12 protein-coding genes are annotated in these 16072 nt (G+C 54.6%); 8 read left to right on the top strand and 4 right to left on the bottom strand.

Features of this window, described 5'->3' with window-relative positions; translation table 11 throughout:
- Positions 1-399 precede the first annotated feature (399 nt).
- The 3 genes from U9O48_RS17080 to U9O48_RS17070 are packed head-to-tail and all read left to right on the top strand — an operon-like array spanning position 400 to position 2274.
- Entirely contained in the window at positions 400-951 is a 552-nt protein-coding gene (locus U9O48_RS17080; protein ID WP_282492912.1) for a tetratricopeptide repeat protein, read from the top strand.
- Positions 952-973: 22 nt separating this feature from the next.
- A complete protein-coding gene (locus tag U9O48_RS17075; RefSeq protein ID WP_324724410.1) occupies positions 974-1489 on the top strand; it encodes a sigma-70 family RNA polymerase sigma factor in 516 nt (171 codons plus the stop codon).
- Positions 1486-2274 (top strand): hypothetical protein, encoded by a 789-nt coding sequence (locus U9O48_RS17070; protein ID WP_324722834.1) that lies wholly within the window; start codon positions 1486-1488, stop codon positions 2272-2274. The genes U9O48_RS17075 and U9O48_RS17070 overlap by 4 nt, the downstream gene beginning before the upstream one ends.
- On the opposite strand, the gene U9O48_RS17065 is transcribed toward U9O48_RS17070, so the two are convergent.
- The 3 genes from U9O48_RS17065 to U9O48_RS17055 all read right to left on the bottom strand — a co-directional run bounded on the left by U9O48_RS17065 (position 2269) and on the right by U9O48_RS17055 (position 8356).
- On the bottom strand, positions 2269-2820 hold the full coding sequence (locus U9O48_RS17065; protein WP_285150806.1) for a YceI family protein: 552 nt from the start codon (positions 2818-2820) through the stop codon (positions 2269-2271). The genes U9O48_RS17070 and U9O48_RS17065 overlap by 6 nt on opposite strands.
- Before the next feature lie 1007 nt (positions 2821-3827).
- The gene (locus U9O48_RS17060) at positions 3828-4184 is read right to left on the bottom strand and encodes a hypothetical protein (RefSeq protein WP_285150805.1); all 357 of its coding nucleotides are present in this window, start codon (positions 4182-4184) and stop codon (positions 3828-3830) included.
- Positions 4185-4333: 149 nt separating this feature from the next.
- Positions 4334-8356 carry an Ig-like domain-containing protein gene (locus U9O48_RS17055; protein WP_324722833.1) on the bottom strand — a complete coding sequence of 1341 codons (4023 nt, stop codon included), beginning with the start codon at positions 8354-8356 and terminating at the stop codon, positions 4334-4336.
- Positions 8357-8810: 454 nt separating this feature from the next.
- Here U9O48_RS17055 and U9O48_RS17050 point away from each other — a divergent pair, with 454 nt between their 5' ends.
- Positions 8811-9674: a LysR family transcriptional regulator gene (locus tag U9O48_RS17050; protein WP_285150803.1), complete on the top strand. Its 864-nt coding sequence runs from the start codon at positions 8811-8813 to the stop codon at positions 9672-9674.
- Between the two features lie 26 nt (positions 9675-9700).
- Here U9O48_RS17050 and U9O48_RS17045 read toward each other — a convergent pair whose 3' ends face one another.
- Positions 9701-10315 (bottom strand): helix-turn-helix domain-containing protein, encoded by a 615-nt coding sequence (locus tag U9O48_RS17045; RefSeq protein ID WP_285150802.1) that lies wholly within the window; start codon positions 10313-10315, stop codon positions 9701-9703.
- Positions 10316-10566: 251 nt separating this feature from the next.
- On the opposite strand from U9O48_RS17045, the gene U9O48_RS17040 reads away from it, so the two are divergent.
- The 4 genes from U9O48_RS17040 (at position 10567) to U9O48_RS17025 (ending at position 16032) form a co-directional block, all read left to right on the top strand.
- Positions 10567-12624 (top strand): hypothetical protein, encoded by a 2058-nt coding sequence (locus U9O48_RS17040; protein ID WP_285150801.1) that lies wholly within the window; start codon positions 10567-10569, stop codon positions 12622-12624.
- 18 nt (positions 12625-12642) lie between these two features.
- Positions 12643-13770: a hypothetical protein gene (locus U9O48_RS17035; protein ID WP_285150800.1), complete on the top strand. Its 1128-nt coding sequence runs from the start codon at positions 12643-12645 to the stop codon at positions 13768-13770.
- Between the two features lie 150 nt (positions 13771-13920).
- Positions 13921-14868 (top strand): hypothetical protein, encoded by a 948-nt coding sequence (locus U9O48_RS17030; RefSeq protein WP_285150799.1) that lies wholly within the window; start codon positions 13921-13923, stop codon positions 14866-14868.
- Between the two features lie 174 nt (positions 14869-15042).
- The gene (locus U9O48_RS17025) at positions 15043-16032 is read left to right on the top strand and encodes an Ig-like domain-containing protein (RefSeq protein ID WP_324722830.1); all 990 of its coding nucleotides are present in this window, start codon (positions 15043-15045) and stop codon (positions 16030-16032) included.
- Positions 16033-16072: the final 40 nt, after the last annotated feature.

Genomic DNA, 16072 nt, shown 5'->3' with positions numbered 1-16072 from the left:
GCGTGGCGTGCGGCTGCGGTGTTTTTTTCTCTTTTCGGGTTTGGATATAATGCGAATTAATTCAGTGAATATATTTGAATTTATTGAATGTAAATATGCGGTCAATTAAGGAGGGCTAAAACGTTATTTTAGATGCGGTGAATGAATCATTTATACGATATATTATGTTTGCGACCGGAATGAAAAATAGGAGTGGCGAAGCGGCAATAATCTGCTAGATACGCTAATAATAAATACGGGCTTTATTGTTGGCTCAATTTATCCTTTTCCGTTACCAGGTTGCATAGGCCGTTAGTATGATTTTCGGCACCGATAAATCTTCCCTTTTCGTCGAATAGAAGCAGGCGCTCAGGCGTTTACTCCTCGTTCACCTGACAACCACCGAACCAGGAGTAGAAAATGAACGCTCTGTCATCGCTTCCTCGTACCTTCGCTAAAACCCTCGCCATCCCGGCGCTGTTATTTTTCTTACAGGCCCCGCAGGTCTTTGCGATGGGCAATAATGATACTGAGAGTAAAACGCCGGACTGCCCGTCGGGACAGGTGTACGACAGCGTGAGTAAGACCTGTGTCCCGGAGAAAACCAGCAGCCTCAGCGATGAGGACAAAACCAATTATGCGTACCACCTCGCGAAAAAAGGGGAGTACCAGGCGGCGCTGAATCTGCTGGATTCCCTGAAAAATGCCAATACGGCAGAGGCGTGGAATTATCGCGGCTATGCGACCCGCAAACTGGGGCGCACGGATGAGGGCATCGGCTATTATCAGCGCTCCCTTGCCCTGCAGCCCAACTACGCCAAAGCGCGTGAGTATCTGGGTGAAGCCTGGATGGTGAAAGGTCGCCCGGATCTGGCGAAAGAGCAGCTGAAAGTCATTGCCGGGATTTGCGGCCAGGATTGCGAGGAGTATCGCGATCTGCAGGCGGCGATCAACGGCCATCCGGAATCCTGATTGCAGCGGGAGGGTATGAAAAATCACCACCAGTGACGTTCGCCAACAGCTGGCAGCACACCTGACGCGCCTCTGGCGCTACGGGCTGGTGCTGTCGCGAAACCGGGATCTGGCTGAGGAGCTGGTTCAGTCGACCTGCGTCCGCGCGCTCGAACGGAGCGCGCAATACACGCCGGGCACCCGTATCGACAGATGGCTGTTCTCGATTCTCCACTCGATCTGGATCTCCGATCTGCGCGCCCGCCACGTCCGCCAGGGGCAGGGATTTGTGCCCAGCGAAGAGCTGATCGCCCCGGATACCCACGGGCAGGATGAGGATCGCATTCACTATCAAAAAATCATGCAGCGGGTGAATGCTCTTCCCGAAGCCCAGCGCAACACGCTGTTTTTAGTCTACGTCGAAGGATTCACCTATCAGGAGGCGGCTGACACGCTGTCGGTCCCCATCGGCACCGTGATGAGCCGCCTGGCCACGGCGCGGGCCCAGCTGGCGAAAACCCTGGACGCCCGCCCGGCAGCAAAGGAGAAACGCTCTTGAAATCGTTACGTTTTACGCCTCCTTATCAGGACGATGCGATTGTCGCCTGGCTGGATGGTGAGATGGACCCCAACGACGCCCGCGTCTTTGCAGAGCAGCTTGCCCACGACGAGCGGCTCTCGGCGCGCACGGAGGAGCTGAAAACCAGCCATCAGGATTATCAGCGCGCGTTTGCGCCTTTGCTGGAAGAGGCGCCGTCGGCGCAGATGGAGGAACGGCTGGAGACCTGGCTGGCAAACACCCCGGCGTCCCGGCCCGGTGTCAGCCGCCGCGCGCTTATCGCCGCGTCCGTCGGTTTTCTGCTGATCGGTTCCGGGCTCGGCTATCTGGCGCGTCCGTCGGTGGCGTTGCACACGGAGAACGAACGTATTCGCGATCTTGAGGCGCAGTACATGTCGCTCTACAGCGCCGAAACTCTGCTGGATGTGGACAGCTCACCGCCGCTCATTGCAAGGGGGATCGTGCGTACCGCCGAGGATATTGGCCTGAAAGTGAGTGAGCTGCAGCTGGCTCTGGCCGATGCGGAGCTGAAGATGATCCGCATGCTGCGCTACGAGAGCACGGCGATCGCTCAGATCGTCTGGATGCATGCGGATTTCGGGCCGATGGCGTTGTGTATTTCCCCCCTTGAGCAGGGGGATGTGACCGATATCAGCAACGAACAGCGGCACGGGATGAATGTCGCCTGGTGGCGCGACAGGGACTATCAGTTTGTGCTGATTGGTCGCAACCCGGCGACGCAGCTTAAGGCCAGCGCGCGTCAGCTGCAGCTGGCGCTGCTATGAGGCGCTGGCCTGGATCTCAATGTTAATATTGATGCGGTCATCCACCACCATCGCGAATTTATCCATCTGATAGGCGGATCGTGAGATGGCGGTGGTGGCGTGCAGCGAGATGGACTCCTGCGCTTTGTGCTCTTCCAGCGTCGCCTCCAGGATCACCGGGCGGGTAATGTCCCTGACCTTGAGTGAGCCAAACACCCTGAAACGCCCGTCGCCGAGCGTGACGATTCGCGTGCTGTTGAACTGGATCGTGGGGTAGCGCGCGGCGTCGAAAAACATATCGCTCTTGAGCTGCCAGGTGAGCAGGCGGTTGGACGCCACCAGCGTCGAGACGGGGATGGTGACCTCGATGCGATCGCTGAACTCATTCTTCGGATCCAGGGTGACGTTCCCGGTCACGCCGTTGAGATTGGCCCAGGAGAGGATACCGCCGAAGGCGTGCCACGAGAGGGTAATGGGGGTTTTCTCGGTGTTGATGACATAGCTGACCGGCTGCGCGTAAAGGGCAGGAGAGAGCAGGGCGAGCACAAATATCAAAGGGCGAATCATCGGGCGGATCTCCAGTATGCGGGCAAGGGGTAAACGCACGGGGAGGGAGATTTATTCGGGGTGAGGGGAAATAAAGTTGAGACTTTCGCTGTTTGCGCCGGGTGGCGGCTACGCCTTACCCAGCCTACGAAAACCCTCCGGGCTGGTCTTTGTAGGCCCGGTAAGCGCAGCGCCACCGGGCGATTGAGGCCGCAGCGGTGTTTGCGCCGGGTGGCGGCTACGCCTTACCCGGCCTACAAAACCATCCGGTCTGGACTTTGTAGGCCCGGTAAGCGCAGCGCCACCGGGCGAATTGGGGCCGCAGCGGTGTTTGCGCCGGGTGGCGGCTTCGCCTTACCCGGCCTACAAAACCCTCCGAACTGGCCTTTGTAGGCCCGGTAAGCGCAGCGCCATCGGGCGAATTGGGGCCGCAGCGGTGTTTGCGCCGGGTGGCGGTTACGCCTTACCCGGCCTACAAAACCCTCCGAACTGGCCTTTGTAGGCCCGGTAAGCGCAGCGCCACCGGGTGAATTAGGGCCGCAGCGGTGTTTGCGCCGGGTGGCGGCTTCGCCTTACCCGGCCTACAAAACCCTCCGAACTGGACTTTGTAGGCCCGGTAAGCGCAGCGCCATCGGGCGAATTGGGGCCGCAGCGGTGTTTGCGCCGGGTGGCGGCTACGCCTTACCCGGCCTACAAAACCATCCGAACTGGCCTTTGTAGGCCCGGTAAGCGCAGCGCCACCGGGCAATTGAGGCCGCAGCGGCGTTTGCGCCGGGTGGCGGCTTCGCCTTACCCGGCCTACGAAACCCTCCGAACTGGACTTTGTAGGCCCGGTAAGCGCAGCGCCACCGGGCGAATTGGGGCCGCAGCGGTGTATGCGCCGGGTGGCGGCTTCGCCTTACCCGGCCTACAAAACCCTCCGAACTGGCTTTTGTAGGCCCGGTAAGCGCAGCGCCACCGGGCAATGCAGACCGCACCTGCCTGCAAATAAAAAAGGCCGCGATGGCGGCCTTTTCGGGGGAGATAACTTACTCGGTGACTTTCTTTTCCAGAGAAGATGCGCCTTCTTTGGTTTTATTCCAGCCTTTCTCGGTCCCTTCTTTGGTGGCATCCCAACCTTTCTCGGTACCTTCTTTGGTTTTGTGCCATGCCTTCTGGGAATCCTCACTCACCTTGCTGCCAAAGCTCTCGCTTTTGCCTTCAGCGGCGTGCTGGTTTTTGAGCTTCAGCTCTTCACCTTTGTTCTGCTCTTCATGCAGTTTTTGCTTCGCGTCGTTAGCGTTCGCTTTCGCGGCGGCAACGGTGTCGTCGGTTGCGTGTGTGGTTGCGGCAAAAACAGGGGAAGCCAGCAGAAGTGCAGATAATGCGATAATTGTCTTTTTCATAATATCCTCAATTCACGTTATTCATGTTATGAGCGTGATTAAGGATGGCACGAGCGAAGCGGCATGGCTTTAGGATAAAACTGTAAGTGGATCAACGGGGTCTGAGTCTGGCGTCCGCCCACGGTGCGAACGCCAGTCTTCTCTGCTGCTTAGAACGCCAGACACACCTCGTCCATATTGTCGGACGGGATGTTCTCGTTCACGTAGCCATCACGCCAGTGGACGAAAATGCGGGTTTCGTGAACGCCATCCTCCGCCGCCCACATCGACTGGGCGGTACTGGCCGTCGACCAGTTGCTGTAGGTGCTCAGATCGCCCCATTCTCCCCACAAACTGCCGACAGCACGCACACCCTGACTGCTGGGAGGCACATCGGACAGTAATTTGTAACCCGGGATGGTCATCCCTTTATTGAGACAGTCCTGATCGGCGATCGTCGGATCTTTCGATGACCGCGCGATGTTGGTAAACCAGTGATCGAGGTGCACGACATAGGTGAGCGGCTGCCCCTGGCCGGATTTTGGCGTGGCCGTCAGGGTCACGGTTTTCATGTCGACGGTCGGGGGCGACGCCATGATGTACTTACCGGGCGTGCTGTCAGGCCGTAGCCAGCTGTTATCGCTGGTATAGGTATAGTTGGCGTTGTTCGCCGTTGTATTGCCGATCTCCAGCGTAAAGCTCCCCGAGAGGAAGCCGGTTTTCGGGAACCCGGCGTCAGGGGCAAAACTCTTGCCGTTCGCGGTCAGGGCGGTGATCTGATCCTGGGTAAACTCCCCGGTGGTGCTTTTCCCGGCATCCAGCGCGTAATCCGCAGATTTCGCCGTCACCGTCACCACTTCCGGCGTTACATCGGTCTCTATGACCTCTGCTTCGCCGTTCCCATCCGTATTCATCGTGGTGGCGCTTAGCACGCCATGACCCGTGGTGCTAAAGGTGACCGGAGAATCTTTTACCGGCGCCCCTTTTTCGTTGGTCACCGTCGCCGTGAAGTAGATCTGCCCGCTGCCGTCCGCCTTCTGCGGGCTACGGTATTGCTGGATCGCCGTCACGCTGTGCGAGGTGAAGCTCGCCGTCTGCGACGCCGTGGCCTGGTTGGCGAGTGTGGCGGTGATGTTCACCGCTTCCCCGACGGTATCAGTGACGGTCACCTGCGACTCACCGGTGATGTTCGTCTGGCTGGTCGGCTCAACGGAAGCCGTGGTGCTGCCAGTGCTCCAGGTGATGGTCTGATTCGCCAGCGTATGGCCCAGCGCATCCGTCACCACCGCTTTGACCACGTCCGCTTTTTGCCCATCGGCTAACTCCCCATCTTTAAGCATCGCAAGCGCCACTTTGGCGGAGGAGACATCGGCGACAAACTGACTTGCCACGCTTTTATGCTCACCGTTTGCCAGGGAGGCGGTGAGATTAACCGACTCGGCGATGGCATCCGTGTAGTCCACGCTGGCTTCGCCGTCTTTATTGGTCTTGCTGGTGGCGGGGGCGGTGACTGAGGCGCTGTCGAACGTCCAGGTCACCACTGCATCTTTCACCGGATTATTGTGGCTATCCATCACCACGATTTTTGCCGTGTCAGGCGTTTTGTTATCCGCCGGGCTGCCGTCCTTTGTCACCTGCAATGAGGTGATGAGCGCGTGCTCGCTGTCGGCGACAAACACCGAGTCCTGAGTTTCAGTGGCGCCATTTTTCAGGGCCACCTTCACGCCTACGGTCTCCGCTTTAGTGTCGGTGAGGGTGATGGAGGCTTTACCGGCGGCATCGGTGGTGCTTTCCGGCTCCGACCCGACCGCCGTGCCGGAGAGCGTCCAGGTCACTTTCTCACTCGTGACCGGGTTGTTAAAGCTATCGGTCACGATGACCGTGGCGCTGTTGGTGGCGGTGCCGTTCGCTACCGCCCCGCCGGTGACGGTGTAGGTTTTAATCTGCTCGCTGTTGGCATCCGGGACGAAAAGCGACGCGGTGCTGGCTTTTTCGCCGTTGGCGAGCGTGGCGGTCAGCTGGATGGTTTGCGCGATCTTGCTGGTGTAGCCGATCTGCGCTTTACCCGCGCTGTCGGTGGTGCTGGTTCTGGCGGGCAGGAAGGTGGTGCCCTGCGGGGTCGCGCTCCAGGTGATCAGCTGGTTAGCGAGGGGATTGCCCTGGCCGTCGAGCACCGTCACCTCTGCGTGGTCGGCATCGGTGCCGTTCGCCAGCGCGCCGTCTTTCGTCACCTTAAGGTCGTGTAACGTCGCGCTTTCGCTGTCGGCCACGAAGGTCGCCTGCGTCTGCTTGCTGTCGCCGTTGCTGAGCGTGGCGGTGAGCTGCACGCTTTCGGCTACCGTGTCGCTGAATGAGACGCGCAGCTCCCCTTTGTCATCGGTCTGGCCCGGCGTCGCCGCGCGCGCTTTGGCCGGTGCGCCAAACGCGACCGTCGATTTGTCCGCTTTCACCGTTACCGGCTGGTCTTTGACCGGATTTCCGGAGGGATCTTTTACGGTTATCAGCGCGCTGTTTTGCGTTTTGCCGTTGGCGGGGCTGTTATCGACGGTGACGCTAAAGTCGGTGATTTTGGCCTGTTCGGCGTTGACGACAAACTGCAACGTTTTCTGGTCGGACAGATCGCCCGAACTGACCGACAGCACAGATTCACCCGGCACCAGGGAGGTGGCTTTGACGTGCGCCAGCCCCTCGGCATCCGTGACCGCCTGAGATTCCGCGAGCTTCGCCGGAGCCTCAAGCGCCCAGGCGACTTTGGTGTTCGCCACCGGATGATTGTTGATGTCCGATACGCGAACCGTGGCATCGTCCGTCGCCTGGCCGTTGGCGAAGCTGCCGTTTTTATCCACCGTCAGCACCAGTTTCGCCGCTTTGACCTCGTTAAAGTGCGACGGGAGAGTGGTGGAGGCGCTGCCGCTGGTGGCGGTGACGTTGACGATTTCATTCTGAGCATCGGAAATATTAATCGTCATCATCCCTTCGGCATCCGTTGAGCCGGCGGTTCTGTCCAGCTTCGCGTTGCCGGAGGCGGACCAGGCCACAGGCGCGCCTTTGACCTTATCCCCTTTGGCATCCAGCGCCTGAACCTGGAGCGTGTTCTGCGCCAGACCATCCGCCGGGCTGTAATCCGTGAGGGCCGTCATCAGCAGGGTGGTTACGCCCTGAGTCTCTTTCTTCTGATATTGCATCACGATCTGGTTGTTACGCTCGACCACATCGTAACGGCTTCCCGCCAGGCTGCGCTGCAGCGCCACGTTGTCCGGGGAGAGCTGATAACGCCAGTCGTGGCCAAAGTCGAATCGCATATCGACCTGAAACTGCATATCGTTCATGTCGTCCTGACCGCGGCGATAGTTGGTGCCCACGGTGATCAACGGAACGGGGGTATAGTTCACGCCGATGGTGACGGCAGACGGATTTTTTTGCAGGTCATCTTTATCAAACAGTGCCACTTTATCGCCGTAGTACTTTTCATAAATGACTTTTGCGCCCAGCTGCGGAAGTGCGGGGAGATATGCCTCGGCCCGAATATCAAAACCATCGGCAGGTTTTTCGTTGTAGTCGTCAAAGTCGCGGGAGCTGTGCCACTGGGTGGTGCCCAGATAGCCGTTGGCTGAGAGTTTCAGGAAGTTGGTCCAGGCTTCCGCCCCGAACCCCACGCGGCGGTTTTTGCCCGTCATGTCATCATCAAAGAAGGCGTTGCCGCCCAGCATCCAGTTGTCGAGATAAAAGGTTCGCACCCCCATCCCGAGGTTGGTCGTCAATCGATCGTCGGGTTTACGCAAACCAAACTGGCTGAACAGCATGGATTTTTTGTCATCGTAAAGCGGAACCAGCAGATCCAGCGAGCTTTGATCCCAGTTGCCGTCCTGGTCGACATTCAGCTGCACTTTCGCGGTGCCAAACTGGCTGAGCCACGCCTGCGCGGAGGACGACGCCGAGGAGGTGACGCCGGAGACCAGGTTGCCTTTAGCCTGAGAGAGGCTTTGCTGGAGATTATTTGCCGCCAGCGTGCTGGCAACCTGATTAATATTGTCGCTCAGGGAGGCGTATTCCTGCCCGTCATCCTTGACTTCCCCGGCGCTGGCAGGAAAGACGGTAAAAAAAGGAAAAATAATCTGTAGCGCAATTTGCGTCCATATCAGCCACTGCCGAATATAGCCCGCCGGAGTCGGCGGGATTCTTTTTTTATACATGCGAATATAACCTATTTACAAGAATCACTGCGGTGAGTTGGATAAAGCTTTTGCCAGAGCGGAGGCTCAGAGAGACATTGTTTAATGCCACGTCGATAAATACAGTTGTCTTTAATAAAATATTAGCCCCGCCATTTTCACCACACTATTTACCACACTGACCTGCAATAAAAAAACGCTACATGACGCACTTCCAGATTTGAACGTGAGATGTTTAAAATTATTTCCGTGAAGCCAGGTTAATCCGCGTGACATTAACGATATCCGAAAATTCTTAGACCGGTCCAATCTTGCACGGGTTTGGGCAGAAGTTGCTCATATAACCTGGACTAACATGATAATTTACATTTATCAAAGGCACAGAGAGAAAATAAACAGCATTTGCTATTCCATCACACATCAATATGATGATGCGGACTGCAATGAATTTTAGGGTAGATAAGGGGAAAGACTGATGCACTTCTTATTAACAAAGAAACTGAAATATTTCATGACGGTAATGGAGAAGCGATGTCTAAACAAAGCTTGTGAAGAACTTTTTATTACACGTTCACCTTTGGGTAAAACGATTAACGAACTCGAAACACTCTTTGGAGAAAAATTATTTATTCGCCAGCATGGACTGTTTAAGCCAACGGAATATGCGCTCGAGATATACGAGCAAACCGAGCCTTTATATCGAAAGATAATGCATATTGAAGACCGGCTGGGGACCACGCGGAAAAAGAATGTCACACAGATTATCCTTGACAGCTCGTTCCCTGATAACCCCGCAGATATTATTGAGTCCAGCCTGAAAAAGAGCCTGTTACCTTATCAACTGAGCCGCAGGAAAATTACACAAGAGGATTTTGATGCCGGAGAGTTGGGCCACAATACGTTGATCGTCAGTAACCATCATTTTCCCGTTCCGCAAACCGTCGTCGCCCAGAGCCACAGCAGCAGCGCGTTATTATTAATAACCAACAGCGAGCTCAAAAACGACCCGGAAAAACTGGCAGAAATACCGCTGCTGGTCAGGGAAAATATGGTGACCAGCGCGCAGATGCGTCTGTCCGGGGTGCTGGAGAAGGCGGTGCATTTCACCCCGCGGATCCGCGGCGTCAACGGCTCCATCCTTGACTTCCTGCTGATGTCAGCCAACGGCACGGGGTACATGCTGTTGCCGCTCACCACCTGTGAGATGATGAACATCAACCGCAGTCATACCATCTTGCTCGATGACATCAGAATAACCACCTACTTTTATTCGCGCCGGAGCGCTAAGCACAACGAAGAACTAACCAATATCATCAAGCACATTAGCAAATTGTTCTAATAACGATCACGAGCGCTCGTGTTAATTTAGAATTTATTTGGCAATTTAGTGCACCCGGTTAACTTACCGCGCACAATCGTGATATAGCCTCCTTTCCGTAATTCATTCAGAATCGCCATCACTCCGCTTTTTGCATAACCCGTTCTGACAACAATATATTGACAAACATTCTCTTTCTGACATAGCGCGGGATGACTGTTTAGTTTTCCCAAATAGAACTTCACGCTGTCATAGACGCTGCCGTGGGTCATCATCTCTATTTTAGAGTAAAGCTGCCAGGTGCTGTATTCCAGAATCTGGACCAGGCTATACCAAAGGTCTTTCTCGCCGATGTATTGATAAAAATCGCTACGTCTGCAGGTGATATAGGAAAAGTTACTGTCCTGACTAAGACGCATCTTATTAAATACGCCCGAGGAGCAGATTTTTATGATGTAAGGGCCTTCAAAAGAAGCCATGATAATGCCATCTTTTTCGCGAACCAGTGAAATATACCCTTCAATAACCATTAATACGCAGTCGTCATCGAGCAGCGTCCGGTCGTTTTCGCCTGGATTGTAAACGCTAATTTTTGTCGTCAGATGGGTGTTATTAATAAAGTGGTTGATTATATCGTTGACATGCTTTCGGGGAATATTCATCAGGCTTCCGGTCGTTGAGTATCCTTGAAAACATTCTATCGGAGAAAATCCGAAAAGCGACAAAAAGCACGATGTGATAAAACCGCTAAGATGTAAGTCAATATTACAAAGATTGCCAACTCTTACACTCATCGAAACGGTAGCTGTGCAAAAAATGCATTTCTCGCTATTCATTTCTGCCCCATTCGTCTCCTCCTGAATCCTTATAGTGCCTCTGTCACGAACTCATTATTTTCCTAAAAGGGATATTTATGCCTGTAAAAACTTTATATGCGCCATCATTTCCGCAAATGGAAAATGATGGCGTGATCAACCTGGCCGAACTCTCTACATCGGGTGTGCTTATTAATATTGCCGAGTATGAAAATGCGGCACCGGGTGATTTTCTCGAGCTGTGGTTTGAAAGCGTGGCTATTGACTCTATTGGTCTTGGCGAAGGCCCGATGGGGCAATATTTCCCGTGGCCGTCCGCGATCAACCCGCAGGCCGCGCTGTTGCTCCCCGACGGAGTCTACAAGGTGCAATACAACCTGGTGGACGCGGCGCAAAACAGCTTCTGGTCGAACATCGGCAAAGTGATTATCGACAGAACCTCCACCGGCACGCTGCCTCCGCCACTCTTCCCGGAAGCGGGGGCCGATAACAGCCTCGACTACGACGACGCCATGAGCGGCGGCGGCACCCCGGTCACCATCCCTAACTATCCGGGCATCGCCGTGGACGATAACGTCACCCTGTACTGGGTCGGGACGCGCGACGGAAAAGTGATTCAGGAGAGCATCACCAGCGTTTCGCATACGGTTCAGGAGAGCGAACTGGGCGGGTTCAACGTCACCATCAGCACGGCGTTTATCATTCCGGAAAATATGGACAGTGCGCGCGCCTGGTATGTCGTGACCCACACGGACATCCGCAATGAGCGCTCGGAAAACGGCTTCGTCAACATCAATACCTCCAGCGGGAACACGCTGCCGCCGCCGGTCTTTATTGAAGGTGACGATGAGTGGATCGATGCGGACGAAGCGGCCAGCGATAACGGCACGCCGGTGCAGATCCCGGCTTATCCGGCCATCAGCGTGGGCGATACGGTCACCACCCACTGGCAGGGCTACTCGCAAAATGGCGATCCGGTCGCCGGAACGGAGTGGCAGTTTATTACCCTGGTGAAAGAGACGGATCTCAGCGGCGGCTTTGTGGTTAACATCCCGACCGCGGAGATCCTGCCTGTCGGTATCGGGTACGGCATTTGCTACTACAACGTGCTGTTTGCCTCCGGCGAGCAGGGCAGTTCCCTCGCCGCCGAAATTGGCGTCGACGTGACCCATAGTCTTGAACTGCCGGCTCCGACGGTGCCGGAAGCCCTGGATGACGGCGTCATCACGGAAACGGATGCGATGAGCAACGGCGGCACGCCGGTCGATGTCAGCTATCCGTCGATGGCGGAAGGGGACAGCGTCAGTCTGTTCTGGTCTTGCTATACAGGCACGGACATCACGCCGGTGCCGGGCACGGTCTATTCCGCCACCCGCAGCGTCACGGCGGATGAAGCCCGACTGCAGACAATGACCTTCACGGTGCCTTCGAAATACATCACCCCAACGGGCAAAGGTTATGCCGTCGTTAACTACACGGTGAACTTCCACTCCGGCGGGATTGGTTACTCCGACGACAGCGTGGCTAACATTGATACCGAGGGCGATGTCATCACCGGATCAAGCTATCTCGGCGGCTCGACCGGCTACGCGCCGTGGAATAACACCGTGATTCAGGGATGCTTCGTGAAGTATCTGGCGATGGACAACGGCGTGCCGCTGCGCAATGTCGCCGTGGAGTTCAGCCTGTTCGGCAATAACTATTTCACCAACAACAAACTCAAAACCATCACCATCAATACCGACTTCCAGGGGTATGCGCAAACCAATATCTCCGGGAGCGACACGCTGAACAACACCATTACCGCGCAGATTATCGGCAGCTCAATTCCTGCTTCCACGGTGGGCTTTGAAACCGAGCGCACCAACGATATCACCGTCCCACTCCTGACCAGCGAACCTTATATCCCTGGCACCGGCAATCGCGAATTCAAGCTGTCCGTCAGTGAAGAGGCGGGCAACTTTACCCTGAGTACCAATAACAACGCAGATATTTATATCGATGGAGTGAATAAAGGAGGTCTCGTTACCGACCTGAACGTCAATGTCAGCAGCCCGGTGATATTCAGTATTACCGCAAATAATCTTAACAACACAGCAATTACCGTCTCTCGGGTGAATCCTTCCGACGGCAGCTATTGCACTTATTATTTCTAATCTCAAGAGAAGATAAAAATGGATGAATTAAAAGCAAGCGCAAAGATCCCTTCTTTACAGGCGCAGATGCAGTGGATGGCGGGTACGCCGCAAACCAGCTCAACCTCCACGGCACGCATGCTGTATAACTTTAACAACGCCAACAATACGCTCAACCGTGAGCCGGGCGCTATGCCGGGCGTCGTTGAAGCCAATACCGCTCAGCAGGAATCCACTATTTGCGACCCGCAAACCGGTAAATGGGTTTTATTCTTCGACGGCAATAATATCTATGATGGCTACCATAATCTGGTTAATCCGGATTATAAGCTCGATACGCTGGATCACACTTACCTGACCAGTATTATTGCGCCGAGCTGCTCGGAATCCATTCCCACCTATTATGTTTTCTATGTGGATCGCTCAACCAAGCATCTCAACTATGCCATTGTGAATTTCCCGTTCGGCCTGGGCGGGAAAGCGAACTGGGTGGGAACCCAGTCGTTGAATAATGACAATGGCGTGGCGACGCCGTTTGGCCTGGCCTGTGTGAACGAGAATGAGTTCTGGGTCTTAACCCTGGCCAATGCGAACACCATGGTGGCTTACAAGTGCGATACCACCGGCGTCAGCACCACCGCGCCGGTGCATATCATGCTCTCGCCGTTCTCCAGCATCACGGCCGCCGTGGACTGCAAAACCAGCTCGATTGTGACCTTTGGCAATAAGATTGCCGTCACCGTCAACAATCAGATCATGGTGGGCGAACTCAAAGTATCGACCGGTTTCTCGGTCATCAATCAGGCGCTGGTCAGTAATTCAACGGCCACCCTGACACCTGATTTCAACGCTTCCGCGACCAAGCTCTATTTCCTGAAAAAGCTGGATAGCGCCAAGAAAAACCAGGTATGGGTGTATGAGATTGACAGCCAGGCCTCTTACTCTGCTGATTCCAGCTATGTGTACGGCTATCAGTATCTCTCCCTGAAGCTGGCGCCAAACGGCACGGTCTACGGCACGAACCTGTTTACCAGCATCGACCCGGTATTAACCATCACCGAAATCCCTGAAACAGGGGCAATTGAAGTGACGGAAATGCTGAACCAGGACATTAACAGCTCCGCGACCTTCGGCAATATTCAATACCAGATCAACGCCCTGAAATAAGCGTCCTCACCCTTGCCATTCGGTAAGGGTGATTTTTCATTCCAGTAGAAATGAGAGGATATTATGACTTTTAATTCTGAAACGTATCAGCAATATTGGTTTCCTGGCAGCGCTAATCACCGCAGTATTTTTGACTTCACGAATGATGTGATGCAAATAGAATCTCCGGGGTTCCCGCTGGTCCCGGTGGATTCGGATAACTTCGGTAATGTCATCACGCTGCCGGGCGGCACAGGATATTATATTCTGGGTAAATACCTGATGGATTCGACGTTTAAAACCGTCGCCGATGCCAGCGGGTTATTTGATAGTCTGCCTGCCAATGTGGCTAACTGCGCCTTTGCGCCCGATGCCAGCGCGGCGGACGATGCCCACCTGTATTTCATCGACAGCGTTGGCCTGAACTACGCCCATATCAAGCGCAATCTTATGAATGACTCCTCGGTGGACGCGAAGGCCATTATCGCACTGCCCGTCGAGGCGATGATCAATTCGCCGCTGAGTATTGTGGGTGATACCGCCAACGGCGGCTGCTGGCTGTTCTACGTGGCTGAAAAAGAGGGCATGTACAAGCTAGTGAATGTCTATTGCAAAGACAACCAGGTGGTCAGCCACAGCGCGGTCTTCCTGCCGTGTGGCGGCGTCCCAACCTGCATTGATATCAGCAAAAACAACATCGCTGTCCAGCGGAATAACGCCAGCCTGGTGTACGGTCAGTTCACCATCGCCGGTAACGTGCTGGATGTTCATCTGACTGAATCAGTGACGGGTTTGAGCACCGTATTTATCCAGAGCGCCTTTTCCGTCGACGGGAACACGCTATTTTACGTCACCGAGGAGGATAAAAAGCACGTGCTGAATGCGCTGAATCTGACTACCGGCGGTGTGACCAAATCCTTCACCACGGGGAAATATATCGCCCTGAAGCGCGGCCTGGATAATATTATCTATGGTCTGTCGGTGAAAACGACCAGCTCTTCCACCGTATTAACCGTGACGCCAAATACGGCGGCGGATGATTTTAGCGTGGCAGAGTTTTTCTCATCGGTAAACGGGGGCTATTTCCCATCGACCGGCTGGAGTAATAATCCGTTCTAAATATGACTGCCTTTCTTTAGCCGCTGTTTTAATCAGCGGCTTTTTATTGCGCGCTGTTCAGAAAACTATTTATTGCCCGTTGGGTGACTGTATTAAGCGCAACGCTGTGCGGTGTGGCTGTTTATTATGGACCCCGATACAGATGGTATCGTTTATATTAATAAGGTAAATAGTATGGCTAACACCGTTTCAAAATTAAGCGCCACCCCAAACCCAATCGCTAACGATGGTTCTCAGGTCTCTACCGTTTCTGCAACCATCTTAACCGATGGTAAACCTGCGGTAGCGGATATCGTTGTGAACTGGGCCATTGTAGGCGGGGCGCTTTCAGACATTTCATCAAAAACCGATGCATCAGGTATCGCAAAGATCGACGTTACCGCCACCGTTGGTGCGAGCACCGTCAGCGTGACGGCGACCACTGCGGATGATCTCGTGGGCCGCAAATACGTCATCAACACCTATACGCCGCATGTTGCGCCGACAATCACCAATGCTAACGCCGATGATTTATTCACCCTCGATCATTACGATCTGCAATTTGGTGTGCAGGCTGAAATTCCAATTTACGACAATATTGAACTCAACCAGATTGTCACTTTCTACTGGGGCGAGGCTGACAGCCGTGAATTTATTATTACCGACACGGTTCATCCGCCATTCATTATTGATGTGACCAACGAAATGTCGCCAGATTGCCTTAAAAATGGCACTTATAGCGTCTATTACAGTTCCACTACACAGTCCGGAAATACGGTGAACTCTTCACCGGTGCCGGTTGTGGTTTCCGACGACGGTCAGGTTATGCCAAGTCTGGCTAAACCGGTGGTGGCTGATGCCGATCCGTGGATTAACATCAGCGACGCGGGCGACGGCGTTGACGTTGAAATTCAGTACTCAAGCATCGCGGCGGGTGATTCCGTCACCTACTTCTGGTCAGGCTTTGACGAGCAGGGCCGCCTGATCACCCAGACTGAAGCCACGGGCAACGCCGCGGTTGTCGACGGACAGACCAAAGTGGTCTTCACCGTGGATAATCAGTACTTCTATCCAAATGGCGCCGGCTATAAAGGCTACGCCGAAGTCTATTACACCGTTCAGCCTGCGGCGAGCACCAGCGTTCTGCTTTCTCAGACACTGTCCTGCCTGGTTGACACTCAATAATCACCCTAATCATCGTCCCGGCTTAGGCCGGGACTGACTC

This window comes from Lelliottia sp. JS-SCA-14, assembly GCF_035593345.1.
Classification (GTDB): domain Bacteria; phylum Pseudomonadota; class Gammaproteobacteria; order Enterobacterales; family Enterobacteriaceae; genus Enterobacter; species Enterobacter wanjuensis.
Note: the sequence above shows the minus strand (reverse complement) of the source record. Positions and strands in the feature narration are given on the sequence as shown.